The following is a 25,885-nucleotide window of genomic DNA, read 5'->3' as shown; positions in this document are numbered from 1 at the left end:
GCTCACCGTTGCGAGGTCCCGTATAATACGTTTTCCTCATTCAGAGTCAAGCGCTTATTTTCGCTTTTCTCTGTTGGTGTTCATCTCTGAACACCGCTAACCCGGCGGCCTGCAAGCCGTTGTTCCGTGTCAGTGGAGGCGCATTATAGGGAGTTATTCCGAAGTGACAAGCATAAAATACAAAAAACTTTTCGTTCGCTCACTTTTCAAACTTCACGCTTATTTAACCCGCGAATCGCCCGTTAAATGTGCGATTTCACGCGCAAAACTCGCTACCTGCGGCCAATCGGTATAAACCACTTCCTTACGCGTATCTGTTTCACCGCCGGTCATCTTCATGATCAGGCGGATCATGAAGCGGTCGTACCAGCGATAACGTGGATAACGCAGCGCGCCAGCAAATACAGCGCACAAAGTTGGCTGCCACGGTGAACTCAACAAGAACTTACGCGTATAACTATTGGTCTGGGGTGTGCGCTTCTCCGCTTTACGAGCGACCAGGTTTACCGAGTAAAACGCGCCGGGTAGCGAATTGAGCACCGACGAATGCTTTTTCACAAAACGATCCAGTGCAGGATGGAAATGACCATAACGAATAGAGGCGCCAATAACCACGCGATCGTAATCCTGCCAGACTACCTGCTCCGTACGATTCAGGTTTACCACATCCGAGTAGATGCCCAGCTCTTTTAATTCAGACGCCAGATAAGACGCAATCTCACGTGTTTGCCCGTCTCGGGTAGAGAAAAGAATAAGTGTTTTCACCGACGACTCCTTACTCGCGCCAGAATGTTGGGGTGAACAGCACCAGTAGCGTAAAGACCTCAAGACGACCAAACAGCATATTGGCAATTAAGATCCACTTCGCAACCGGGTTCATGCTGGCAAAGTTATCTGCCACGACGCCCAGCCCAGGCCCCAGGTTATTCAGCGTTGCCACCACGGAAGCAAAGGCGGAAAAATCATCCACCCCTGTCGCGATAATCGCCAGCATACTGACGATAAAGACCAGGGCATACGCCGAGAAAAAGCCCCACACCGCTTCGAGGATACGTTCCGGCAGAGCACGATTGCCCAGTTTAATACTGTAGACCGCATTCGGATGCACCAGACGTTTCAGCTCACGGTTCCCCTGTTTAAACAGCAGCAGAATACGAATCACCTTCAGGCCACCGCCCGTTGACCCTGCACAGCCACCAATAAACGCAGAGCACAGCAGCAACACCGGCAAAAAGAGCGGCCACCGCGCAATGCTGTCAGTGGTAAAGCCGGCAGTGGTTGCCATCGACACGACCTGGAAGAAGGCCTGGTTTAACGTCGTCACCGCCGAGCTGTAGACATCATGGAACCACAGCACCAGGGTGCAGATAATCACCAGCGTCAGTTGGACGCCAATAAACATGCGGAATTCGGGATCGCGCCAGTACACTTTCAGGCTGCGCCCACTCAGTAACGAGAAGTGCAAACCATAGTTGCAACCGGAGATCAGCAGGAAAATGGCAATAATGGTGTTAATCGTTGGACTGTCGAAGTAGCCCACGCTGGCATCGTGGGTAGAGAACCCACCGATAGCAATAGTTGCAAAGCTGTGCCCAATCGCATCGAAAGCGGGCATGCCTGCAAACCACAGTGCCAGCGCGCAAGCTATCGTCAACAAGACATAAATAAGCCACAGGGTCTTCGCCGTCTCGGCAATACGCGGGCGCATTTTATTATCTTTAAGAGGCCCGGGCATTTCTGCGCGATAGAGCTGCATTCCCCCTACCCCCAGAATAGGCAAAATGGCCACCGCCAGCACGATGATCCCCATCCCGCCGAACCACTGTAGCATCTGGCGATAAAAGAGAATGGCATGTGGGAGCGAATCTAGCCCCACCAGCGTGGTCGCCCCGGTGGTTGTCAGGCCGGAGAACGACTCAAAAAACGCATCGGTGACGCTGAGGTTGGGTTGTTCAGAGAAGATAAAGGGCAGCGAACCGACGCTTCCCAGCACCGTCCAGAACAGAACAACAATCAAAAACCCTTCGCGGGATTTTAGCTCACCTTTTTCGCGACGATTCGGCCACCACAGCAGCGAGCCAATCGCCAGCGCGGCAAAGAAGGTCTGGGTAAATGCTCGCCCCGCGCCGTCCCGGTAGATAAGTGCCACCAGCCCAGGGAGAATCATCGTCCCGGAAAAGAGTATGACCAGCAGTCCAACGATTCGGGTTATGGCACGAAAATGCATTCTGCCGCTTCCTTTGGTATTCAAAAAGTGAGGTGGGGATTATTCTTCAATCGGCAGCAATTGCAACGAACCACGACTAAAATCAGCAAGCTTTGCTGAAAAAGCAGCCAGTTCCGCCTGCGGAAGCGCCACGCGTAATTGCACCGCCGCTTGGTAATCACTGTGCGCAATCACACCGTTAAATTGTTTGAGCAGCGTTTCTATGCCCGAGAGCTGGGCGTAATCGCACAGTAAAGTATATTCGGTCAGTGGCGTTTTGCGGGTGGTGACCAGCAGATTAAGTGCCTGCTGGACACCGCCGCCATAGGCCTTCACCAGACCGCCAGTACCTAACAAAATGCCGCCGTAGTAGCGAACCACCACGGCAGTAATTTCACCCACGTCACTGCCCATTAGCTGCGACAGCATAGGTTTTCCGGCGGTACCCGCCGGTTCACCATCATCAGAAAAGCCCAGCTGCTGCGAGTCGTTCGGCGGCCCCGCAACCCACGCCACACAGTGGTGACGCGCATCAGGATGCTGCGCACGAACGGTCTCGACAAACGCCTTCGCAGCTTCCACGCCGTCGGTATGCGCCAACAGCGTGATAAAACGGCTCTTCTTGATTTCCTCAACAAAGGTGACCGGTTCAGCCGGTATCAGCCAGCTTTCCATCAGGCCAGCTTCAGATCTCGCGTCATATTCTCTGTACCGTTTTCGTGGATCACCACGTTATCTTCGATACGGATCCCGCCAAACGGCTTCAACGCTTCGATTTTTTCCCAGTTGAAATGCTTGCTGAACTGCCCTTCACGCCACGGGGCGAGCAGAGACTCAATAAAGTAGATGCCCGGCTCGATGGTCAGCACCATACGCGGCTCAAGAATACGTGTGCAGCGCAGGTAAGGATATTTAGACGGGGCCGCCAGGTGGGTGCCTGTATCGTCCTGCATAAAGCCCGCAACATCGTGAACCTGCAGGCCCAGCGGATGGCCGATACCGTGCGGCATGAATGGGCCAGTCAGATCGTTCTCGACCATTGCCTCTTCGCTCATGTCTTTCACAATCTGATGCTTACGCAGCAGTTTAGCGATGCGCTGATGGAACTGGATGTGGTAGTCCACATAGCGGGTTCCCGCTTTCATGGTGCCGATAAGCGCCAGTTGCTCATCATTGACGTCTTTGATCAGCTGCGCAAAATCGGTATCCCCATTTGCTGCCCAAGTGCGGGTTAGATCAGCCGCATAGCCGTTGTACTCTGCGCCAGCATCCAGCAAGAAGCTACGCATCTCAGACGGCACATGGTGATCGAGTTTGGTGTAGTGCAGAACGGACGCATGCTCATTCAGCGCGACAATGTTGCTGTATGGCACGTCAGTATCACGGTGACCGGTTGCCGTCAGGTAGGCCTGATTAATATCGAACTCGCTCATCCCGGACTGGAACGCTTCATGCGCTGCGCGGTGGCCGTTAACCGCTGTTTTCTGCGCTTCACGCATGCAGTAAAGTTCGTAGTCGGTTTTATAGGAACGATAGTAGTGCAGGTAATCCAACACGCCTTTAGGATTGAGTTTATCCGCTGAAATATCCAGACCTAAGGCTCGCTCCGGAACCGGACCAATGTAGCCGATATTGCCACGCGCGGCTGGCAGCTGGCTGCCAATGCCGTCGGCTTTTGGCAACGCAATAACGTCCACTTCTTCCGTCCAGAAGCTGGTTGGCAGCGGTTCCACGTTGTGCCAGTAATCGACCGGCAGATAGAACCACAGTTTCGGCTTGTTCACACCATCTACCAGCAACCAGCAATTTGGCACCTGAGTTACCGGTACCCAGGCTTTAAACTGCGGGTTGACCTTAAACGGATACGCATGGTCATCAAGAAACGTATTCATCAGCTCGCCGGAGTGGATCAGCAGGGCATCCAGCTTAAAGCGCGCCAGTACATCACGGGTACGTTCCTGTAGGGTAACGATATGATTTTTATAAAGCGAAGCCAGTGAGTCCATCATTCATCCTTACGTTTTCTTGAGCTCAAGTCATCGCATCTTAGCACACCTGTCTCCGACTGCGTGATTTCCACCGACCGTGATCAATGCAGCAATTTCTTAATGAGTAATTTGCATTTTATTAACATAAATCCCACACTCCGACTCATCTGGTATGACCAGATCCACTTGCTGGATTCAGGAGACTGACATGCTCTACAAAGGCAACACCCTATATCTTAACTGGCTGGAAGATGGCATTGCCGAACTGGTGTTCGATGCCCCCGGCTCAGTGAACAAGCTCGATACCGCGACGGTGGCCAGTCTTGGCCAGGCGCTGGATGTACTTGAAAAACAATCTGAATTAAAAGGGCTGCTGCTGCGCTCGAACAAAGCGGCCTTTATTGTCGGTGCCGATATCACCGAATTCCTATCGCTGTTCCTGGTTCCGGAAGAACAGCTTAGCCAATGGCTGCACTTTGCTAACAGCGTCTTTAATCGTCTGGAAGATTTGCCTGTTCCAACGATCTCCGCCGTTAACGGCTACGCGCTGGGCGGTGGCTGTGAATGTGTCCTGGCGACCGACTACCGCCTGGCTACGCCAGACCTGCGTATCGGGCTGCCGGAAACCAAACTGGGTATCATGCCCGGCTTTGGCGGTTCCGTACGTATGCCACGCATGCTGGGTGCCGATAGCGCTCTCGAAATCATTGCCGCCGGCAAAGATGTCGGCGCGGAACAGGCACTGAAAATCGGCCTGGTGGATGGCGTGGTAAAACCTGAAAAACTGGTTGAGGGTTCAATCGCGATTTTGCGCCAGGCAATCAACGGCGATCTCGACTGGAAAGCCAAACGTCAGCCGAAGCTGGAGCCATTAAAGCTCAGTAAAATAGAAGCCACCATGAGCTTTACCATTGCCAAAGGTATGGTAATGCAGACGGCAGGGAAACACTATCCAGCGCCGATTACCGCGGTGAAAACCATTGAAGCCGCTGCCCGTCTGGGCCGTGATGAAGCCCTGAAACTTGAAAACCAGAGCTTTGTTCCGCTGGCGCATACCAATGAAGCCCGCGCGCTGGTTGGTATCTTCCTCAACGATCAGTTCGTTAAAGGCAAGGCTAAACAGCTCACTAAAAGCGTTGAGACGCCAAAACACGCGGCGGTACTCGGCGCGGGCATTATGGGCGGCGGCATTGCCTACCAGTCAGCCTGGAAAGGCGTACCGGTGGTGATGAAAGATATCAACGAGAAATCCCTGACGCTTGGGATGACTGAAGCCGCTAAGCTGCTGAATAAACAGCTGGAACGCGGAAAAATTGACGGACTCAAACTCTCTGGCGTGATTTCCACCATTAAGCCAACGCTGGATTACAGCGGTTTCGACCGCGTAGATGTGGTGGTTGAAGCCGTCGTTGAGAACCCGAAAGTCAAGAAAGCGGTGTTGGCCGAAACCGAAGACAAGGTTCGTCCGGAGACCGTGCTGGCGTCAAACACCTCCACTATTCCGATTGGCGAGCTGGCGAGCGTGTTGAAGCGCCCGGAAAACTTCTGCGGTATGCACTTCTTTAACCCGGTGCACCGTATGCCGCTGGTTGAGGTGATCCGGGGTGAGAAAACCTCTGACGACACCATTGCCAAAGTCGTGGCCTGGGCCAGCAAAATGGGCAAAACGCCGATTGTGGTCAACGACTGCCCGGGCTTCTTTGTGAACCGCGTGCTGTTCCCTTATTTCGCTGGGTTTAGCCAACTGCTGCGCGACGGCGCGGACTTCCGCAAAGTCGACAAGGTGATGGAGAAACAGTTCGGCTGGCCGATGGGGCCAGCATATCTGCTGGATGTGGTCGGCATCGATACTGCCCATCACGCGCAAGCCGTCATGGCGGCGGGCTTCCCACAGCGCATGCAGAAAGATTATCGCGACGCGATTGACGCCCTGTTCGACGCCAGCCGATTCGGTCAGAAAAACGGTGTGGGCTTCTGGCGCTATAAAGAAGACAGCAAAGGCAAACCGAAGAAAGAAGAAGATGCAGCAGTGGATAGCCTGTTGGCTGACGTATGTACGCCGAAGCGTGACTTCACTGACGACGAGATCGTCGCCCGCATGATGATTCCCATGATCAATGAAGTGGTTCGCTGTCTGGAAGAAAGCATTATCGCCAGCCCGGCAGAGGCCGACATGGCGCTGGTGTACGGGCTGGGCTTCCCTCCCTTCCACGGCGGTGCGTTCCGCTGGCTGGATACGCTCGGCAGCGCCCGCTATCTCGATATGGCTCAGCAGTATCAACACCTCGGCCCGCTGTATGAGGTGCCGGAAGGTCTGCGCAATAAAGCGCGCCATAACGAACCCTATTATCCCTCAGTTGAGCCAGCCCGCCCGGTTGGTGAACTGAAAACGGCTTAAGGAGTCACAATGGAAAAGGTTGTCATTGTTGATGCGATTCGCACCCCGATGGGCCGTTCAAAAGGCGGTGCATTCCGTAACGTGCGCGCGGAAGATCTCTCCGCGCACCTGATGCGTAGCCTGCTGGCGCGTAACCCTGCGCTGGACCCCGCAGCGCTCGACGATATCTACTGGGGCTGCGTGCAGCAGACGCTGGAGCAGGGCTTCAACATCGCCCGTAACGCCTCGCTGCTGGCGGAGATCCCGCATTCGGTTCCGGCAGTTACCGTTAACCGCCTGTGCGGTTCATCAATGCAGGCATTGCACGACGCGGCCCGCATGATCATGACCGGCGATGCGCAGGCTTGTCTGGTCGGTGGCGTGGAGCATATGGGCCACGTCCCCATGAGCCACGGGGTCGATTTCCACCCGGGCATGAGCCGTAACGTGGCCAAGGCCGCGGGTATGATGGGCTTAACCGCCGAGATGCTCTCGCGAATGCACGGTATCAGCCGTGAAATGCAGGATACCTTTGCCGCACGATCTCACGCTCGCGCCTGGGCCGCCACGCAGTCCAGCGCGTTTAAAAATGAGATCATCCCAACCGGGGGGCATGATGCTGACGGTGTACTGAAGCAATTCAATTACGATGAAGTCATCCGCCCGGAAACCACCGTAGAAGCGCTTTCCACCCTGCGTCCTGCGTTTGATCCGGTCACCGGTACGGTCACGGCAGGTACCTCGTCGGCGCTGTCCGACGGGGCAGCCGCAATGCTGGTGATGAGTGAAAGCCGCGCTCGCGAGCTGGGGTTAACGCCTCGCGCTCGGGTACGTTCGATGGCAGTCGTGGGCTGCGATCCTTCGATCATGGGTTACGGTCCGGTTCCGGCTTCAAAGCTGGCGCTGAAAAAAGCGGGATTAACCGCCAGCGATATCGACCTGTTTGAGATGAACGAGGCGTTCGCCGCACAGATCCTGCCGTGCATCAAAGATCTGGGACTGATGGAGCAGATTGACGAGAAGATTAACCTCAACGGCGGCGCGATCGCCCTCGGTCACCCGCTGGGCTGCTCCGGGGCGCGTATCAGCACCACGCTGATTAACTTGATGGAGCGCAAAGATGCCCAGTTTGGTCTGGCAACGATGTGTATCGGGTTGGGTCAGGGTATTGCGACGGTGTTTGAAAGAGTGTGATAAAAAACCGGGTCGCATATGCGACCCGGCAGAAGTTTAGTTGCCGTTCTTCCCGCCTGTCAGGGGCGGGTTTTTTATTTAAATGAAGGCAAACGCATCGCCGAACAGACGGTCTTCGCGGGCGTCTCGTTCGTTACAGAACAGGTCGCGGGCAATTTTCGCCATCTCAAAACGGCCAGCAATGTAGATATCGTGCCCGGCCAGCGTACCGTGATCCTGCAGTACCGCCGTCAGCACCGTACCGCTACGCCCACGCCAGCCCTCTTCCGGCTGTTCAACCACCGGTTCAATGCGCAGGTTAGGATGGGTTACGCTCAGCGCTTCCAGCTCAGACAGGTCGTACAGATGTTTCTCTTCGCGGCCACCCCAGTAAATGGTGATATCACGGTCTGGATTACGCGCCAGGGCGGTCAACAGAATAGAACGCACATACGAGAAGCCTGTACCGCCAGCGATCAGGATCAGCGGACGGTCTTCGTCATCGCGCAGCCACGCATCACCGTGTGGAATATCCACCACGATTTCACGTTCTTTCAGTATGCGGTCCATAACGGCCATCGCGTACAGGTTAAGCTCAGACGCCCCAATATGAAGCTCAATAAATTCCTGCTCCGCTGGCGTTGAAGCCATAGAGAAAGGACGCTTATCACGCTCATCCATCACGACCATTAAGTACTGACCAGCGCGGAAAGAGAATGCCGCTTCAGGCACTAAACGGACGCGATATACGGTGTCGGTGATAGCATCTACCGAGGTCACTTTACAGCTTAAGGTTGTCATTCGCTCTCTCTGTCGGGAAGTCTATAGGGCTTAACGGTCAGATTCAGGGTTACCGTTATTCATTATGGCCAGTTCGTCCCAGATCGCGTCAATTCGCGCGGTCACGGCAGGATCTTTTTTGATCGGACGACCCCATTCTCGATCGGTTTCGCCAGGCCATTTATTCGTGGCATCCAGTCCCATTTTTGAGCCAAGCCCGGAAACCGGCGAGGCAAAATCCAGATAATCTATCGGCGTATTTTCGACTAACACCGTATCGCGCGCCGGATCCATACGCGTGGTGATGGCCCAGATAACGTCATTCCAGTCTCGGGCGTTGACGTCATCATCGCAAACGATAACAAATTTGGTATACATAAACTGGCGCAGGAATGACCAAACGCCCATCATCACGCGTTTTGCGTGGCCTGGATACTGCTTCTTCATCGTAACTACCGCCAGGCGATATGAACACCCTTCAGGCGGCAGGTAGAAATCAACAATTTCAGGGAACTGCTTCTGCAAGATCGGGACGAACACTTCGTTCAGTGCCACACCCAGTACCGCCGGTTCATCCGGTGGACGACCCGTGTAGGTGGAGTGGTAAATCGCATCTTCACGCTGGGTAATGTGCGTAACGGTGAACACGGGGAAGTTATCCACTTCATTGTAATAACCCGTGTGGTCGCCGTAGGGCCCTTCCGGTGCCATCTCGCCCTGTTCAATGTAACCTTCTAAAACGATCTCCGCGCTGGCCGGGACTTCCAGATCGTTGGAGATGCACTTAACCACTTCCGTTTTGGTCCCGCGCAGCAGTCCTGCAAAGGCGTATTCGGACAGCGTATCAGGTACTGGCGTTACCGCCCCGAGAATCGTCGCGGGATCGGCCCCCAGCGCCACAGACACAGGGAAACGTTCCCCCGGATGTTCTGCACACCACTCCTGAAAATCAAGTGCGCCACCACGATGGGACAGCCAGCGCATGATGAGCTTATTCTTACCAATCAGCTGCTGGCGGTAAATACCCAGATTTTGTCGCTCTTTGTGCGGGCCACGTGTGACGGTCAGACCCCAGGTGATAAGTGGTGCGGAATCTTCAGGCCAACACTGCATAATCGGAATTTTTGTCAGATCAACTTCATCACCTTCCAGCACTTTTTGCTGACATGGCGCGCCGCGCAGGCGTTTGGTCGGCATATTCAACACCTGCTTAAACTGCGGCAGCTTGTCGAACAGATCGCGGAAACCTTTGGGTGGCTCAGGTTCTTTCAAAAAGGCCAGCAGTTTGCCCACTTCACGCAACGCGGTGACATCCTCTTGCCCCATCCCCATCGCCACACGCCTTGGCGTGCCAAACAGGTTGCACAGCACGGGCATGGAATAGCCTTTTGGGTTTTCAAACAGCAGAGCGGGGCCACCGGCACGCAGGGTGCGGTCAGCAATTTCTGTCATCTCCAGATAAGGATCAACAGGTAGCGTAATGCGTTTGAGTTCGCCCTGCTTTTCCAGCAGCGCCAGGAAGTCGCGTAGATCGTGGTATTTCATGCAGTTAGTCATGGCCTCTCAGTAAGCGATTCATTATACGGCGTAAGCCTGCGTGATGCTGTAATTTTGTTAAATTAGCGTGAACTTCTGCGACTTACTCCCTTTTCGCCCATTATAATCAACTTAGCGATCCCGTCTGGGTTTTGATATGCTTGCGCCCGAAACTAAGGGAAAGAGTGATTATGCAGGCCTGGTATTTACTGTATTGCAAACGCGGGCAACTTCAGCGCGCGCAGGAACATCTTGAACGTCAGTCTGTAAACTGCCTGACGCCCGTGATCACGCTTGAAAAAATGCAGCGCGGGAAGCGCACAACCGTCAGCGAGCCTCTGTTCCCGAACTATCTGTTTGTTGAATTCGATCCTGAAGTGATCCACACCACCACCATTAGCGCCACGCGCGGTGTCAGCCATTTTGTTCGCTTTGGCACCAGCCCGGCAACGGTCCCTTCCAAGGTCATCCATCAGCTTTCTGTCTACCAACAGCCCGAAGGGATTACCGACCCGGAAACGCCTTATTCAGGGGACAGTGTGGTGATCACTGAAGGCGCTTTCGAAGGTTTGCAGGCAATTTTTGCCGAGCCCGACGGTGAAGCGCGCTCCATGCTGCTGCTCAATCTGTTGAACAAACAGGTGCTCCAGAGCGTTAAAAACACCGATTTCCGTAAAGTTTAAATCGTTATACCGAACAGTCGGCGCACGTTTTCATCGGTTTGAGCGGCGAGCCAGTGCGGATCTTCTTCGCGCCACTGCGCTACCCGTTCAACAATATGCCCCAGATAAGCCGGTTCGTTACGCCGCGATGCCGGTTTTGGTTTCATATCACGCGGCAACAGATAAGGCGCATCGGTTTCGACTAACAAACGGTCGGCCGGGATCGCCGGTAACAGCTCACGAAGTTCCAATCCGCGGCGCTCATCGCAAACCCAGCCAGTGATGCCCAGATACAAACCACGCTGAAGACAATCCAGAGCCTCCTGTCGCGATCCGGTGAAGCAGTGCAGCACTGCACCCGGCAATTTATCCAGCCAGGGGTCAAGAAGCGCAAGAAAACGATCGTGCGCGTCGCGACAATGCATAAATACCGGCATACCGAGTTCTGCCGCAACGGCCAGCTGCGCAGTAAAGGCCCTCTCCTGCTCTTCAGGTGTGGAAAAGTTACGGTTGAAATCGAGACCACATTCGCCAATCGCCACGACCTCTGGCATTTTAGCAAGAGCATAGAGTTCGTCTGCACTCTCATGCGTCCACTGACTGCTGTCATGAGGATGTACGCCAGCGGTTGACCAGCAGTGTTCATAGCGACTGGCCAGCAACCGTGCCTGCTCGCTCTCATGAAGATTCGTCCCCGTCAGCAAAAGTCCCTTCACGCCTGCGGCAAAGGCTCGCGCGACAATCTCATCGCGATCTTTTGCAAACTGTGAGCTGGTCAGGTTAAGTCCAATATCAAACATGCTATTCCCCATATGACAACCGCCCTTACGGGCGGCTGGTTTTATTCTTAAGTGGTCTTTTCAGACTCGTCTTCTTCGTCTTCCGGAGGACGTCTCTTGCCCACATAGAAGCGCGAGAAGAACACGCCGACTTCAAACAGGCAATACATGGGTATCGCCAGCAGCGTTTGCGAGAAGACATCCGGCGGTGTCAGCAACATGCCCACCACAAACGCCCCCACCAGGATATACGGACGCTTTTTGCGAAGATCGTCAGGCGTGGTCACCCCCATCCAGCAAAGCAATACTATCGCCACCGGCACTTCAAAGGCGACGCCGAATGCCATAAACAGCGCCATCACAAAGCTGAGATAGCTGGCGATATCCGTTGATACCTGAACGCCCTCCGGCGCGGTATGCGTCAGGAAGCCAAACGCCAGCGGAAAGACCACGAAATAGGCGAACGCCATGCCGATATAAAACAGCAGCGAGCTGGACACCAACAGCGGGATCACCAGTTTACGTTCATGCTTATACAAAGCAGGGGCCACAAACGCCCAGACCTGGTACAGAATGACCGGTGCAGAAGCAATCAGCGAAACCCAAAACGTCAGCTTGATAGGGGTAAAGAACGGCGAGGCAACGTCCGTTGCGATCATCGTTGCACCGAGCGGCATCTGTTTGATCAGCGGTGCCGAGACCACCTGGTAGATATCGTTAGCGAAATAGACCAGGCATAAGAAAATGAGGAAAACTGCAATAATGCAGTTTAACAGGCGCTTACGCAGCTCAATGAGGTGCGTAATGAGCGGTTGAGTATCATCTACTGCCATGTTTACGCTTTATCACTCGACGAGGGGGATGATTCGGAAACGGGCGCGGCGGCTTTGACGTCTGCCGCTTTGACAACGGGTTCTTCCTGCTGCACCTGTTTTTTCACTTCTGTTTCCTGCGGCGTCTGTTCTGGCGCGGCAGCCTGATGCTCAGCGCTGGCGGGTGTTACACCCTCGCGCTGCTCCTCGCTGCCCTTCACCACCGGATTATGGATGGTGTTCGCTTCATCGCTCGCCTTTTCAGGATCGTTGACGCTGTATGAACGCTTCATGGATTCCGCCGCTTCACGCAGCTCGTCCATAGAGGCTTTCAGCTCGGGCGTCAGGTTTTCCATGCTCGCTTTCTCAACCTTTTTCAGGCTGTCCTGGAATTCCTGAAGCTTAAGCTCCTGCGCCAACTCGTTCTGTACGGTGCTCGCCAGTGAACGAAGCGCACGCACCCAACCCGCAACAGTTTTTACCGCAACGGGTAAACGCTGTGGCCCCAACACAATCAGGCCAATCACAAAGACCAGCAGCAGCTCACCAAAACCAATATCGAACACGAATTACACCTGCTCTTTGTCGTGGCGTTTAGCGTCTTCCTTTTTGGCATCTTCTTGCTTGTCCGCAATGGATTTCGCAGTAAAGTCCGCATCCTGGCTGGATTTTTCCTGCTTACTGTCATCATCGCCCATGGCTTTCTTAAAGCCTTTGATGGATGCGCCGAGATCGGAACCAATAGAACCGAGTTTCTTCGTACCGAACAACAGCACGACGATGACGGCAATGATTAACAATTGCCAAATACTGATACCACCCATACGAATACCCCAGTGACAGATGATTAATTAATCAGGTCGCATTATACGGTTGCAACCCAGCGATAGCGACGCTAATTCAGCGCGTTTTTCTCCAGCCTACGAGCCAAACCACCACCCCGCCAGCCATTAGCCAGGCAGGCATCATTTCCCAGTCCGGACGGTTAATGAGCAATAGCGTACCGCTCAGCAAAAGCGTGGCGCCAATCCCAAACAGGTATCGCGACTGGCCCTGTCGAACGCGACTGGACTGAAGTTCGCGGGCGATTTTATCCATACTGTGCTGAAGATTCTTGCTCTGACGCAAACTGTCGTAAACCAGCTCAGGGATTTCCGGCATTTTTTCGATCCAGAACGGGGCTTTCTCTTTAAGAGAGCGCACCAGCGCCGGAATACCAACCTGATCTTTAATCCAGGACTCAAGGAACGGCTTCGCGGTTTTCCATAAGTCTAACTGAGGATAGAGCTGACGGCCTACGCCCTCAACGTAAAGTAATGTTTTCTGAAGTAAAACTAATTGTGGCTGCACTTCCATATTAAAGCGCCGCGCGGTGTTGAACAGGTTCAGTAAGACGTGACCGAAGGAGATCTCTGCCAGCGGTTTTTCAAAAATCGGTTCACACACCGTACGGATAGCAAACTCAAACTCTTCAACGTTGGTATCCGGTGGAACCCAACCGGAATCCACGTGCAGTTCGGCCACCTTACGGTAATCGCGATTGAAGAAGGCGATGAAGTTCTCGGCAAGATAGCGCTTATCTTCTTTATTCAGCGAGCCAACAATTCCGCAGTCAATGCCGATGTACTTCGGATTTTCAGGGTGCTCGTAGCTGACAAAGATATTGCCCGGGTGCATGTCCGCATGGAAAAAGCTGTCACGGAACACCTGCGTAAAGAAGACCTGCACGCCACGCTCGGCTAGCAGCTTCATGTTGGTTCCCTGCTTTTCCAGCGCAACCACATCCGAGACCGGTATGCCGTAGATTCGTTCCATGACCATCATGTCCTGACTGCAATAATCAGAATAGACTTCAGGGACATACAGCATGGGGCTGTCTTCAAAGTTACGACGAAGCTGGATGGCATTCGCCGATTCGCGCAGCAGGTTTAGCTCATCAATTAGCGTTTTTTCATATTCGCGAACGACTTCCATCGGGCGCAGACGGCGTCCATCAGGCAACAGACGCGGCACCCAGCGAGCCAGACGATAAATGAGCTTCATGTCCGCTTTGATGATCGGCAGGATATCCGGGCGAATGACCTTGATAACCACTTCTTTGCCGTTTTCCTTTAAGCGCGCCGTATGCACCTGGGCGATAGACGCGGAAGCCAGAGGTTTAATATCAAAATCATCAAACCAGGTTTCAACGGGAATATTTCCCATCGCCTCTTCGATCTGTTTCTTCGCTCTGGCCCCGTCAAACGGTGCAACGCGGTCCTGAAGCATCGCCAGCTCATCAGCAATTTGCGGCGGGAAGAGATCGCGTCGGGTAGAGAGCATCTGGCCAAACTTAATCCAGACAGGGCCAAGCTCCTGCAGTGCAAGACGCAGGCGTTCACCCAAGACCTGATCTTTATGGCGATTTGGCATCCAGAACAACATCCGCCGCCAGATTCTGATCGGCAACGTGATTCGCATTTTAGGGATAAGCTCATCGAGCCCGTAACTTAAAAAGGTGCGAACGATAAAATAGAGGCGCCGAATTTCACCAGGCGTCATTTGCCCTCCAGTTTTTCAAGCCGTTTGGTTAAGGCATCAACCGCCCGCTCGGCTGCGGCAGTCTCTTCCGCAAACCATGCAATTTCCAGCGGTCCGGGGGCCATGCGCCATTCTTCGGTCAGCACTTCTGCTGCATAGCGCTGCTGGCGCAGAAAACTTTTGCGCAGAAAAGCCGTTCCGCCATGAAGGGTTTTACCGATGCCTTCCGCGGCAATGTCGCCAATAAATGGCGCAAGCAGTTCTGCCGGGTCAAATTCGGCCAGATCGCTGAGCGCACCGAAGTTCTGTACGACCTGGATATCGCCTTCAACTTCCAGCTCACCGCTACGGATTAGCGCCGTCAGCTGCTGGCGATCGCGCAATTTTGGCAGCACGCGCATATGCGTGATGACCGAGCAGTCGGCCTCGCCTTCCCACTCCCCCAGAACGTCGAGCTGGCGTTCGCTGAAGACCAGCACAAGCGGCGTCGAGAACTCTTTTAAAACAATACGCAGTACTTTTCCGTTAAGCCGTTGACGTGCAGCTTTCAGCGCAGGTGCGCGATACAGAAAAGCATTCAGTACATTCTCGATGCCTGCAGTGACAAAGGGTTTAAAGGGCACGGGAGACCTCCACTCAGAACTTATAACCGCGGTGCAGCGCAACGACACCTGCCGTCAAGTTGAAATACTCAACGTTCTCAAGGCCCGCGTCCTGCATCATCGCTTTCAGCGTGTCTTGATCCGGGTGCATACGAATAGATTCTGCCAGGTAACGGTAGCTTTCTGCGTCATTCGCCACCAACTCACCAATGCGCGGCAGGATATGGAAAGAATACGCATCGTAGGCTTTGCTCAGCGGTTCAATAATCGGTTTAGAGAATTCAAGAACCAGCAGGCGCCCGCCCGGTTTCAGCACACGGTACATGGAGCGCAGTGCTTTTTCTTTATCGGTTACGTTACGCAGGCCAAACGAAATGGTGATGCAATCGAAGGTGTTGTCCGGGAACGGCAGCGCTTCGGCATTTGCCTGCACATATTCCACGTTACCGACAACGCCGATGTTACGCAGTTTCTCGCGTCCCATTTTCAGCATCGAGTCGTTGATATCGGCCAGAACCACGCGACCTGTTTCGCCTACCAGACGTGAGAACTTGGCCGTTAGATCGCCTGTACCGCCCGCCAGATCCAGAACCGTTTGCCCGCGACGTACGCCGCTGCAGTCGATAGTGAAGCGTTTCCACAAGCGATGAATGCCGAACGACATCAGGTCATTCATCACATCGTACTTCGCCGCCACGGAATGAAATACGTGGGCCACCATGTCAGCTTTCTGCGCCTTGGCTACAGTCTGAAAGCCAAAGTGCGTTGTGTCTTGTGAATCGTCAGCCATCTCAGAGCCTGCTAATCAGTAAAGTAAAATGTCGGTCAAGTGTAACAGATTGGGCGCATTTGCCCTACGATTCAACCACCCCGAAAGAAACGCGCTGGCGACGACTCTGGTGATAATTCCGCCGCTAAATCATTGTCTTCACTGCGAGTATTTTGCTCTACTGCGCCCTCTCGCAGCCTGAACTCTTCATCCTGCTCTGTAGCCTGTTCAACCAATTCCGGATTAATCTCGCGTTTGACCTCCACCCCCAAACTGCGGAAGGCTTCAGCCTGCGCAAGCAGATTACCGCGACCAGAAGAAAGTTTTTTCATTGCCTGACGATAGTTATCCTGCGCGCGATCCAGGCTTTGCCCAACGGAGGACATATCGTCCACGAACAGACGCATTTTATCGTACAGCTTGCTGGCGCGATCGGCGATCTGCTGAGCATTGCGGCTCTGGTGTTCATAGCGCCACAGGTTTGAAATCGTCCGCAGAGCCACCAGCAACGTGGTTGGACTCACCAGCATAATGTTATTTTTCAGCGCTTCGGTGATCAGTTCAGGCTGTCTGTCCAGCGCCAGCAGGAACGCAGGCTCAACGGGAATAAACATCAATACATAGTCGAGCGAGCGGAGCCCCGGCAGTTGCTGATAGTCTTTTCTGCCCAGCAGACGAATATGGTTGCGTACGGAAGCGATATGTTCCTGGAGTGCAGATTCACGCGTGTAATCATCATCCGCGTTGAAGTAACGCTCGTAGGCCACGAGCGTCATTTTGGCGTCGATGACCACATCTTTACCCTGCGGCAGCCGCACAATCACATCCGGCTGCATGCGCGAGCGGGCATCATTTTCGATACTGACCTGCGTTTCGTATTCGTAACCCTCGCGTAAACCAGACGCTTCAAGCACGCGGGTGAGCACCACTTCACCCCAGTTGCCCTGCGTTTTGTTATCCCCTTTTAGGGCGCGCGTCAGATTAACCGCCTCCTGCGCCATCTGCGCATTCAGCTGCTGGAGGTTGCGAATTTCATGCGCCAGGGTATGACGCTCGCGAGCCTCCTGACCAAAACTGTCCTGCACCTGGCGTCGAAAACCGTCCAGCTGTTCGCGCAGCGGCGTCAGCAGGCTGTTCAGGCTCTGGCGGTTTTGTTCGTCGACGCGACGGTTGCTCTGCTCAAAAATGCGGTTTGCGAGGTTTTCAAACTGTTCGCTTAGGCGCTGCTCGCTGTTGATCATCTGACGAATTTTGTCTTCAGCGTGGAGCTGAGTCGACTCAAGACGGGTAGTGACTTCGCGGAGATCGGCCTCCAGAGAGGTATTGATATCGCGCAGGTTGCGCAGCTCGTTGTTAAGCAGCTCGCATTCGTCACGCCAATGCGCGCCTTGAGCAATCTGTTGTTTTGACGCGCTTAACTCTGCGACCATCTCTTCGCGCTCTGCCAACTGATCGGCCTTTTGCTGAGCGTGCTGGTAGCTGGAGATCAGCCAACCCATTCCGACGCCCACCAGCGCAATCACCGCATAAATCAGGATTGAGATATCCACAATGCCCCCTGCATCAACGTATTACCCGCACAAAATAGAATTGTGCTGTACAAACGTCCAGTTTGGAAGGGTTTTCCTGCGAAGCGCTACGCAAAAAAAGAAAAGGCCGAACAGGTCGGCCTTTTCATTCAGAGGGGGAATTAGATCAGGCGACGAGCCGCTTCAACCACAATTTTCACCGCATGACTCTCAGTCTGCTTCATGGTTTCAGCGTTCGGGATCTCCTGCTGGGTGCGGTTGACGATAACGCCCGCCACCATACCGGCACGCAGACCCTGGCTTGCGCACATGGTCAGCAGCGTTGCAGATTCCATCTCATAGTTCATTACGCCCATCGACTGCCACTCTTCCATTGAGCCTTTGAAGCGGCTGACTACGCGACCCGAGAAGGTGTCGTAGCGCTCCTGGCCTGGGTAGAAGGTATCGGAAGACGCGGTTACGCCCACGTGAGTAGTCGCACCCACGGATTTCGCGGCTTCAACCAGCGCAGTAGTGCATTCGAAATCAGCCACTGCAGGGAATTCCATTGGTGCAAAGTGCAGGCTAGCACCGTCCAGACGCACGGAGGCGGTGGTCACCAGCACATCACCAACGTTGATATGCGGCTGAATAGCGCCGGTTGTACCGATACGCAGGAAAGTACGAATGCCCAGCTGTGCCAGCTCTTCAACAGCAATAGAGGTAGACGGGCCACCGATACCGGTAGAACAGACGATCACCGCTTTGCCATCCAGCTCTGCGCGCCAGGTGGTGAATTCACGATGGGCTGCCAGCTTAACCGGCTTATCCATCAGCGCGGCGATCTTTTCCACACGCTCAGGATCGCCAGGGACGATAGCGAGCGTAGCCCCTTGTAAATCGTTTTTAGTGAGGCCGAGATGAAAAACATCAGACTTAGACATAGGTGACTCCTCTGTGGGTCGGTTAGTCAGAAGAAGTAAAACGGTACTTTACAGAAGCACTAAGCATAATTTCGTGACACATCTCACCATGAATGAAAATGATTGCAGTTAATTTCCATAAAAAAGTGATTTACATCACATTAACAAGCTTGTATCGATGTGTGTTGCACAAAAGATAGACCGTATAAGGCACTGTGGATCGTTAACCTGGTGTCTATATTTATCTTTGCGCTAATAAACTCATTGGTACGGAGAATGCCATGACTGAAAAAACCGGTTTTGCACCTGCTGCGGCTCCGCATGCTTCAACCCTCGTCTCAACCCCGGAAGACGCCATTATTGCGGGCGAGACCTCCATTCCCTCTCAGGGGGAAAATATGCCTGCTTACCACGCACGGCCAAAGTTGGCAGAAGGTCCGCTGCCAATTGTTGTCGTGGTTCAGGAGATTTTTGGCGTTCACGAACATATCCGTGATATCTGTCGCCGTCTGGCGCTGGAGGGATATCTGGCCGTTGCGCCAGAGCTCTATTTCCGTCAGGGCGATCCGAACGATTACAGCGATATTCCCACCTTATTTAGCAACCTGGTCTCTAAAGTACCGGACGCGCAAGTATTGGCCGATCTGGACCATGTTGCCAGCTGGGCTGCGCGCAACGGCGGCGATCCACACCGTCTGATGGTGACTGGCTTCTGCTGGGGTGGACGCATTAGCTGGCTTTATGCCGCGCACAATCCTCAGCTTAAAGCCGCCGTCGCCTGGTATGGCAAACTGGTGGGTGAAAAGACCCTGAACTCACCGAAGCAACCCGTTGATATCGCAACCGATCTAAACGCACCGGTGTTGGGGCTATATGGCGGGCAGGATACGGGTATTCCGCTCGACACCGTTGAGACTATGCGCCATGCGCTACGGGCTGCAAACGCAAAAGCCGAGATCGTGGTTTATCCGGATGCCGGACATGCGTTTAACGCGGATTATCGCCAGAGCTATCACGCAGAATCAGCCAATGACGGCTGGCAGCGCATGCTGGAATGGTTCCGTCAGTACGGTGGTAAAAAAGCATAACAGAAAAAAGCCCGGCGACGGCGACGCCGTACCGGGCTTATGCTTCATCACGCCTGACGCAAATTCTGCGCGGCCTTCACCATGTTCGCCAGTGCAGCGCGGGTCTCTGGCCAACCGCGGGTTTTCAGACCGCAGTCCGGGTTCACCCACAGGCGCTCAGCCGGAATACGCTGGGCTGCTTTCTGCAGCAGGGCTTCAATCCATTCCACGCTTGGCACATTCGGGGAATGAATGTCGTACACACCGGGCCCGATTTCATTCGGATAGTCGAACTCTTCGAATGACTCCAGCAGCTCCATGTCTGAACGCGAGGTCTCGATGGTAATCACATCGGCATCCAGCGCCGCAATGGAATCCATGATGTCGTTGAATTCGCAGTAACACATGTGGGTGTGGATCTGGGTGTCGTCCTTGGCGACCGCGGCGTTGATGCGGAAGGCTTCTACGCCCCAGGCCAGATACGCCTCCCAGTCACTGCGACGCAGCGGCAGGCCTTCGCGCAGGGCCGGTTCATCAATCTGAATGATGCCAATGCCCGCAGCTTCCAGGTCCGCTACTTCATCGCGCAGCGCCAGCGCAATCTGCTTCGCGATCGTTTCACGGGACACGTCTTCACGCGGGAATGACCAGCAGAGAATGGTCACCGGACCTGTCAGCATGCCTTTCACCGGCTTGTCGGTGAGAGACTGGGCATACTTCGCCCACTCGACGGTGATGGCTTGCGGACGACTGACGTCTCCAATAACTACCGGCGGCTTCACACAGCGTGACCCGTAGCTCTGCACCCAGCCGTTCTGGGTAAAGACGAATCCATCCAGGTGCTCACCGAAGTATTCCACCATATCGTTACGCTCGGCTTCCCCATGCACCAGCACGTCCAGACCCAGTCGCTCCTGCTCCACAATTGCCTGCTTGATATGTTCCGCTATGCCGGTACGGTAGTGATTCGCATCCAGCTTGCCCTTTTTGAAGTCCAGGCGCAGGCCACGAATCTCCGTTGTCTGTGGGAAGGAGCCGATAGTGGTGGTTGGCCATGCAGGCAGGTTAAAACGGGCACGCTGGGCTTCGGCACGGACGTCATAGGCGCTCTGGCGCTGGCTGTCCTGCTCGGTGATAGCCGCCAGACGCTGTTCTACTGCCGGATTGTGAACGCGCGTTGAGTGACGACGTGCCTGAATCGGCGCACTCCATTCGGTAATCGCCGCTGTGTCACCGCTGTTAAGTGCATCGCGCAGCAGCGCCAGCTCTTCACATTTCTGCAGAGCAAAGGCAAACCAGCTCTTCACCTCCGCATCCAGACGGGTTTCCACGCTCAGGTCGATTGGACTGTGCAGCAGGGAGCAGGACGATGCCACCCACAGTTCGCGTTTGCCAACGATGTCTTTGATTTGGGCGTATTTCTCAGTGAGATCGGCACGCCAGACGTTACGCCCGTTGACCAGGCCTGCGGAGAGCAACCAGTCTGACGGCAGGCGCTTGTGAAGCTCAGCGACATTATCATTGCCGTGAACCAGGTCAACGTGCAGACCCTGAACTGGCAGCCCGGCAATGGTCTTGAGATTCGGCGTAACGCCTTCGAAATACGTGGTAAGCAGCAACTTCACCTGGCCAGTCAGCGCGTCGTAAGCCGGTTTAAACGCGTTCAGCCATTCCTGGGGCAGCTCCAGCACCAGCGCAGGCTCGTCAATTTGCACCCATTGAATGCCGCGTTTGCCCAGCTCAATCAGCACCAGCTTATAGACCGGCAGAATATCCTTCAGCAGACTCAACCGATCGAACGGCTCGCCTTTTACTTTACCCAGCCACAGGTAGGTTACCGGCCCCAGCAGCACTGGTTTTACCTGATGACCCAGCGCCAGCGCTTCGTCTACTTCATCCAGCAGTTGTGTCCAGGTTAGCTTGAACTGCTGACCTTTTACGAACTCCGGCACCATATAGTGATAGTTGGTGTTGAACCATTTGGTCATTTCTGCCGCTGCCGCTGGCTCACCCGTTGGCGCACGGCCACGGCCAATGCGGAACAGGGTATCGATATCAACCGATCCATCTTTGTTCTGATGACGAGCCGGCACGTTACCAAGCAGCAGGCTGGTCGTCAGAACATGGTCGTACCAGGCGAAATCGCCCACCGGCAGCAGGTCAATGCCCGCCTGTTTTTGCTGATCCCAGTGACGGGCCCGCAGCTCGCGTCCCACCGCCAGCAGTTCTTCACGGGTAGCGTTACCCGCCCAGTAGCTTTCTTGCGCTTTTTTCAGCTCGCGACGTAGTCCAACGCGAGGGAAACCGAGTGTGTGATTGCGGATTGTCATGATAAGCCCCTTGTGAAATTCGTTATTTAGACGTCCAGATGTTTACACATCTATAATTGGCAGGTACTGTATATTCCTCAAGCGCAAAATGTTCATGGCGAAGTGAAGGACTTTCATGATCGAGATAAAACACCTGAAAACGCTACAAGCGTTGCGGAACTGCGGATCTCTCGCGGCAGCGGCGGCGACGCTGCACCAGACCCAATCCGCCCTTTCTCACCAGTTCAGCGAGCTGGAACAACGCCTCGGCTTTCGTCTTTTTGTACGTAAGAGCCAGCCATTGCGCTTTACGCCGCAGGGCGAAATTCTGCTGCAGCTGGCCAACCAGGTGCTGCCGCAGATTGCCAGCGCGCTGCAGTCCTGCAATGAGCCTCAGCAAACCAAATTACGTATCGCCATTGAGTGCCACAGCTGTATTCAGTGGCTGACCCCTGCGCTTGAGAACTTCCGCGAGAAGTGGCCGCAGGTTGAGATGGACTTTAAATCCGGCGTGACCTTCGACCCACAGCCCTCTCTCCAGCAGGGCGAACTGGATCTGGTCATGACGTCGGACATTTTGCCGCGCAGCGGCCTGCACTATTCGCCAATGTTTGATTTTGAAGTACGTTTGGTGCTGGCGCCGGATCACCCCCTGGCGGCCAAAACGCGCATTACTCCGGAAGACCTCGCCACTGAAACGCTGCTGATTTATCCGGTACAGCGCAGTCGCCTGGATATCTGGCGTCACTTTTTGCAGCCTGCGGGCATTAGCCCACAGCTGAAAAGCGTAGATAACACACTGCTGTTAATTCAGATGGTTGCAGCCAGAATGGGCATCGCGGCGCTGCCGCACTGGGTGGTGGAGAGCTTTGAACGCCAGGGCCTGGTGGTCACCAAAACCCTGGGTGATGGTCTGTGGAGCCGGCTGTACTCTGCCGTGCGCGATGGCGAACAGCGCCAGCCGGTGACGGAAGCTTTTATTCGCTCAGCGCGGAACCACGCTTGCGACCATCTTCCGTTTGTGCGGAGCGCGGAGCGACCCAACGGCGATGTACCCACAGCGAAGCCAGAATCACCGCTCCCCCAATAAGGAAACTTGGCCAGTGAGGTTGTTCCTGCCAGATGGCGAGGTTCACCAGCAGCCCCGCCGGCACATGAACGTTGTTCATAATCCCCAGTGTTCCGGCGTCTACCTGCGTAGCGCCATAGTTCCACATGAAGTAACCCAGCCCTGAGGCCACCACGCCCAACCAGACCAGAACGCCCCATTGTACCGGGGTGGTCGGCAGTTTTTGCGGGTTGCCGAGCATAAACCACGCCGCCACAGCAACAATCGCGGCGCCCACATAGAACCAGGCAAAGGCGTTGTGCTGCGGCATCGGGCGGGTTTCCATCAGGCGTTTGTATCCCACCATCCCGATGGCGAAGCTGATATTGGCAAGCTGGACGAACATCAGGCCAGTCCAGAAGTGATCGCTCACTTTGTCATAACGAATAATGGCTGCGCCAACCACCGCCAGCGCAGCGCTCAACAAATAACCCCAGCGCAAACGACGCCTGCTGAGCAGGTCGTAAATCAGGGTGATATAGAGCGGCGTCAGAACGGTAAACAGCAGGAATTCCGAAACGGACAGGTAAACGTAAGCCCGGAAGCTGAACAGATACATGATGCCGAGCTGCATCGCGCCCACCAGCATGTACAGCAGAACAGTTTTTAATGATTGCCCGCGCGTACGCAAGAATGGCAGGAACACCAGCGCCGCCAGCCCCACGCGCATCAGCACCGAGAAGTAGCTGTCGACCGAACCGGCAAGGTATTCGCCAATCAGGCTAAAGGAAAAGGCCCACAGGATGGTGGTGATAATGAGTAGCGCCACAATGCTTGTCTCTCAGAAAGAAGGACAGGCATTGTAGCGAACTCTTTAGTTGACAACTGAACAATAAACAACCAAATGACGATTATTCAAGGAACAGTTTGCGCAGGTATTTTGGCACCGCGTTGTCGCCGTTGGTACCGATCACTTCCAGCTCCGGGTGCAGATCCTTCAGGCGCTGGTGCGCGTTTTCCATGATGCAGCCTTTGCCCGCCATCGAAAGCATTTCGGCATCGTTCATACCGTCGCCAAAGGCAATGCAGTCTTTCAGCTCAAAGCCCATGCGCTTGGCTACAGCTTCCAGCGCGTGCCCTTTAGACACCCCGCCCGCCATCACTTCCAGACAGGTTAGCGTAGAGAAGCTCACGTTGACGCGATCGCCCCAGCGGGCGTTGATCGCTTGCTCCAGCGGCAGCAGCTCTTCGTGACTGTCGCAGGTGAAGAACACCTTGCTGATGCCTTCTGGCTCCAGTAAGCCCGGCTCATACAGTGAATAATTAAATACCGCTTCCTTGAAGAAACGCATTTCATCCGGGCGATGACGGTTCATAAACCACTCGTCGTCACGGTACACGTTGGTGATAATATTCGGGTTATTGTGCACGACACCGAACAGATCGCTGGCAATGTCGCGATCCAGGTTGTGGGTAAAGATCAGGTTGCCATCGGTGTCGTGTACGCGCGCACCGTTGGAGGTGATCATGTAGGCTTTGATCTCCAGGTTATCGCGGATCTGCCCCACGTCCACGTGGTGGCGGCCTGTGGCAAACACGAAGTTAACGCCACGTGCCGTCAGAAGTTTTAAGGTCTCTTTCGCATAAGGCGACAGGGTGTGGTCGGGGGAAAGCAGCGTGCCATCTAAGTCAGATGCAACAACCTGGTACATAGGGATTTCAACCTCTGGTATAAAAAATAATCAGTTATGCCTGTTGAAAAAATCAACGATGGCGTTGAGCGCGACCGAGCGCATAGCGTCCTTTTCAAAAAGGATCTCATGGTACGCGCCGTTTATGACCAGCGGTTTACCCCCTTCACAAGGGTGACCGGCAGCAGCGCGCAGTTCACAATAGCGGTCATGCATGCGGTTATCGACCACATGTTCTTCTTCCGCCTGAATCAGAAGTGTCGGCGTGTCATCATTACCGACGCCAGCCAGTACCTGCTCACCCGCCAGAATACCTTCCCGCACCCAGTGATAAGTCGGGCCGCCGACGCGTAAACGCGGTTCATCGGCATAGAAACGCAGGTTTCGGCGATAACGCTGCCGGCTGTGGGTTAACACGTTGATGGCAAACGGTAACGCACGCCAGCGTCCTGTGCCAATGGCATAGCCTTCACGAATGCGCTGATGGCCCTCAGCCCAGTCGAGAATATGACGCACCATCCAGTCAGGAAAACGAATGACGATGCCATACATCGGCGCGGTGAGCGCAATGGCATCGCACTGATGCTCATAACGCTGCAAGAACAGCGTAGAAATCGCCCCGCCCATTGAGTGCGCCAGAATATAGCGCTTGCGCCACGGGCCCGGCTGTACTTCCTGCTGCCAGAAGGCGGCAAAATCATCTACGTAATCACTGAACTGATCCACGTGCCCGCGATGGGTATCCGACAACATGCGTCCGGAAAGCCCCTGTCCACGATGGTCAATGATCAGAACATCAAAGCCCATATGGACCAGGTCGTAAGCCAGTTCAGCGTATTTAATGTAACTTTCAATACGCCCCGGGCAGACAACGATCACCCGATCGTTTTTCTCATTGCGAAAACGCACAAAACGTACCGGAATATCACCGACGCCCGTAAACTCATCTTCCTCACGCTGACGCCAGAATTCGGTCAGCGGTCCCATGGAGAAAGCAGCAAATGCGTTTTCTCGTGTTACCCAGTCCTTTTTCTGCTGAAACATCGGGTTTCCACCCCCGTAAGCCAAGGAATATCGTTTTTTCGTAGCGGGTCACAAAATGACTCAACAATAGCGTATTGTGGCATAAAAACAG

At 54.4% G+C, this 25,885-nt stretch carries 24 protein-coding genes; 5 read left to right on the top strand and 19 right to left on the bottom strand.

Annotated features, from left to right (window positions below; genetic code table 11):
• Positions 1-219 precede the first annotated feature (219 nt).
• The 4 genes from hemG to pepQ are packed head-to-tail and all read right to left on the bottom strand — an operon-like array spanning position 220 to position 4,212.
• On the bottom strand, positions 220-765 hold the full coding sequence (gene hemG, locus V5P19_RS21425; RefSeq protein ID WP_334407310.1) for a menaquinone-dependent protoporphyrinogen IX dehydrogenase: 546 nt from the start codon (positions 763-765) through the stop codon (positions 220-222).
• Between the two features lie 10 nt (positions 766-775).
• Positions 776-2,227, bottom strand: a complete 1,452-nt coding sequence (trkH, locus tag V5P19_RS21420) for a Trk system potassium transporter TrkH (RefSeq protein ID WP_334407308.1) — start codon at positions 2,225-2,227, stop codon at positions 776-778.
• Positions 2,228-2,266: 39 nt separating this feature from the next.
• Positions 2,267-2,881 carry an IMPACT family protein gene (locus V5P19_RS21415; RefSeq protein WP_334407306.1) on the bottom strand — a complete coding sequence of 205 codons (615 nt, stop codon included), beginning with the start codon at positions 2,879-2,881 and terminating at the stop codon, positions 2,267-2,269.
• Positions 2,881-4,212, bottom strand: a complete 1,332-nt coding sequence (gene pepQ, locus V5P19_RS21410) for a Xaa-Pro dipeptidase (protein ID WP_334407320.1) — start codon at positions 4,210-4,212, stop codon at positions 2,881-2,883. Before pepQ ends, V5P19_RS21415 begins: the two co-directional genes overlap by 1 nt.
• 190 nt (positions 4,213-4,402) lie before the next feature.
• Here pepQ and fadB point away from each other — a divergent pair, with 190 nt between their 5' ends.
• Positions 4,403-6,592 (top strand): fatty acid oxidation complex subunit alpha FadB, encoded by a 2,190-nt coding sequence (fadB, locus tag V5P19_RS21405; RefSeq protein ID WP_334407304.1) that lies wholly within the window; start codon positions 4,403-4,405, stop codon positions 6,590-6,592.
• Between the two features lie 9 nt (positions 6,593-6,601).
• Complete coding sequence (fadA, locus tag V5P19_RS21400) at positions 6,602-7,765, top strand: acetyl-CoA C-acyltransferase FadA (RefSeq protein ID WP_334407302.1); 1,164 nt, start codon at positions 6,602-6,604, stop codon at positions 7,763-7,765.
• 78 nt (positions 7,766-7,843) lie between these two features.
• Here the strand turns inward: fadA and fre are convergent, their stop codons facing one another.
• Both fre and ubiD read right to left on the bottom strand, forming a co-directional pair.
• A complete protein-coding gene (fre, locus tag V5P19_RS21395) occupies positions 7,844-8,545 on the bottom strand; it encodes an NAD(P)H-flavin reductase (protein WP_236920336.1) in 702 nt (233 codons plus the stop codon).
• 30 nt (positions 8,546-8,575) lie between these two features.
• Positions 8,576-10,081, bottom strand: coding sequence for a 4-hydroxy-3-polyprenylbenzoate decarboxylase (gene ubiD, locus V5P19_RS21390; protein ID WP_334407297.1), 1,506 nt, complete (start codon positions 10,079-10,081; stop codon positions 8,576-8,578).
• Between the two features lie 170 nt (positions 10,082-10,251).
• On the opposite strand from ubiD, the gene rfaH reads away from it, so the two are divergent.
• Positions 10,252-10,743: a transcription/translation regulatory transformer protein RfaH gene (gene rfaH, locus V5P19_RS21385; RefSeq protein ID WP_334407295.1), complete on the top strand. Its 492-nt coding sequence runs from the start codon at positions 10,252-10,254 to the stop codon at positions 10,741-10,743.
• Here rfaH and tatD read toward each other — a convergent pair.
• The 9 genes from tatD to udp form a co-directional block, all read right to left on the bottom strand.
• Positions 10,740-11,522: a 3'-5' ssDNA/RNA exonuclease TatD gene (gene tatD / locus V5P19_RS21380; RefSeq protein ID WP_334407293.1), complete on the bottom strand. Its 783-nt coding sequence runs from the start codon at positions 11,520-11,522 to the stop codon at positions 10,740-10,742. The genes rfaH and tatD overlap by 4 nt on opposite strands.
• Positions 11,523-11,569: 47 nt before the next feature.
• A complete protein-coding gene (gene tatC, locus V5P19_RS21375; protein WP_334407291.1) occupies positions 11,570-12,334 on the bottom strand; it encodes a Sec-independent protein translocase subunit TatC in 765 nt (254 codons plus the stop codon).
• Positions 12,335-12,336: 2 nt separating this feature from the next.
• Positions 12,337-12,879: a Sec-independent protein translocase protein TatB gene (gene tatB / locus V5P19_RS21370; RefSeq protein ID WP_334407289.1), complete on the bottom strand. Its 543-nt coding sequence runs from the start codon at positions 12,877-12,879 to the stop codon at positions 12,337-12,339.
• Between the two features lie 3 nt (positions 12,880-12,882).
• A complete protein-coding gene (gene tatA, locus V5P19_RS21365; RefSeq protein ID WP_334407287.1) occupies positions 12,883-13,137 on the bottom strand; it encodes a Sec-independent protein translocase subunit TatA in 255 nt (84 codons plus the stop codon).
• A gap of 76 nt (positions 13,138-13,213) precedes the next feature.
• The gene (gene ubiB, locus V5P19_RS21360) at positions 13,214-14,854 is read right to left on the bottom strand and encodes a ubiquinone biosynthesis regulatory protein kinase UbiB (protein ID WP_334407285.1); all 1,641 of its coding nucleotides are present in this window, start codon (positions 14,852-14,854) and stop codon (positions 13,214-13,216) included.
• Positions 14,851-15,456: an SCP2 domain-containing protein gene (locus V5P19_RS21355; RefSeq protein ID WP_334407283.1), complete on the bottom strand. Its 606-nt coding sequence runs from the start codon at positions 15,454-15,456 to the stop codon at positions 14,851-14,853. Before V5P19_RS21355 ends, ubiB begins: the two co-directional genes overlap by 4 nt.
• Positions 15,457-15,469: 13 nt before the next feature.
• Entirely contained in the window at positions 15,470-16,225 is a 756-nt protein-coding gene (gene ubiE / locus V5P19_RS21350; protein WP_334407280.1) for a bifunctional demethylmenaquinone methyltransferase/2-methoxy-6-polyprenyl-1,4-benzoquinol methylase UbiE, read from the bottom strand.
• 71 nt (positions 16,226-16,296) lie between these two features.
• Positions 16,297-17,754, bottom strand: coding sequence for a DNA recombination protein RmuC (rmuC, locus tag V5P19_RS21345; RefSeq protein ID WP_334407277.1), 1,458 nt, complete (start codon positions 17,752-17,754; stop codon positions 16,297-16,299).
• A gap of 140 nt (positions 17,755-17,894) precedes the next feature.
• Positions 17,895-18,656 (bottom strand): uridine phosphorylase, encoded by a 762-nt coding sequence (udp, locus tag V5P19_RS21340; RefSeq protein ID WP_003860792.1) that lies wholly within the window; start codon positions 18,654-18,656, stop codon positions 17,895-17,897.
• Between the two features lie 260 nt (positions 18,657-18,916).
• Here udp and V5P19_RS21335 point away from each other — a divergent pair, with 260 nt between their 5' ends.
• Positions 18,917-19,723 carry a dienelactone hydrolase family protein gene (locus tag V5P19_RS21335; protein WP_334407275.1) on the top strand — a complete coding sequence of 269 codons (807 nt, stop codon included), beginning with the start codon at positions 18,917-18,919 and terminating at the stop codon, positions 19,721-19,723.
• Positions 19,724-19,770: 47 nt separating this feature from the next.
• On the opposite strand, the gene metE is transcribed toward V5P19_RS21335, so the two are convergent.
• Positions 19,771-22,032 carry a 5-methyltetrahydropteroyltriglutamate--homocysteine S-methyltransferase gene (metE, locus tag V5P19_RS21330; RefSeq protein ID WP_334407273.1) on the bottom strand — a complete coding sequence of 754 codons (2,262 nt, stop codon included), beginning with the start codon at positions 22,030-22,032 and terminating at the stop codon, positions 19,771-19,773.
• 115 nt (positions 22,033-22,147) lie between these two features.
• On the opposite strand from metE, the gene metR reads away from it, so the two are divergent.
• Complete coding sequence (gene metR / locus V5P19_RS21325) at positions 22,148-23,101, top strand: HTH-type transcriptional regulator MetR (RefSeq protein ID WP_334407271.1); 954 nt, start codon at positions 22,148-22,150, stop codon at positions 23,099-23,101.
• On the opposite strand, the gene V5P19_RS21320 is transcribed toward metR, so the two are convergent.
• The 3 genes from V5P19_RS21320 to pldB form a co-directional block, all read right to left on the bottom strand.
• Positions 22,989-23,888: a carboxylate/amino acid/amine transporter gene (locus tag V5P19_RS21320; RefSeq protein ID WP_334407269.1), complete on the bottom strand. Its 900-nt coding sequence runs from the start codon at positions 23,886-23,888 to the stop codon at positions 22,989-22,991. The two genes, metR and V5P19_RS21320, sit on opposite strands and share 113 nt — an antisense overlap.
• A gap of 82 nt (positions 23,889-23,970) precedes the next feature.
• The gene (yigL, locus tag V5P19_RS21315; RefSeq protein WP_334407267.1) at positions 23,971-24,771 is read right to left on the bottom strand and encodes a sugar/pyridoxal phosphate phosphatase YigL; all 801 of its coding nucleotides are present in this window, start codon (positions 24,769-24,771) and stop codon (positions 23,971-23,973) included.
• 30 nt (positions 24,772-24,801) lie between these two features.
• The gene (gene pldB, locus V5P19_RS21310) at positions 24,802-25,794 is read right to left on the bottom strand and encodes a lysophospholipase L2 (RefSeq protein WP_334407265.1); all 993 of its coding nucleotides are present in this window, start codon (positions 25,792-25,794) and stop codon (positions 24,802-24,804) included.
• Between the last annotated feature and the right edge of the window lie 91 nt (positions 25,795-25,885).

It is taken from the genome of Enterobacter sp. UNJFSC 003, assembly GCF_036903355.1.
GTDB lineage: Bacteria > Pseudomonadota > Gammaproteobacteria > Enterobacterales > Enterobacteriaceae > Enterobacter.
Note: the sequence above shows the minus strand (reverse complement) of the source record. Positions and strands in the feature narration are given on the sequence as shown.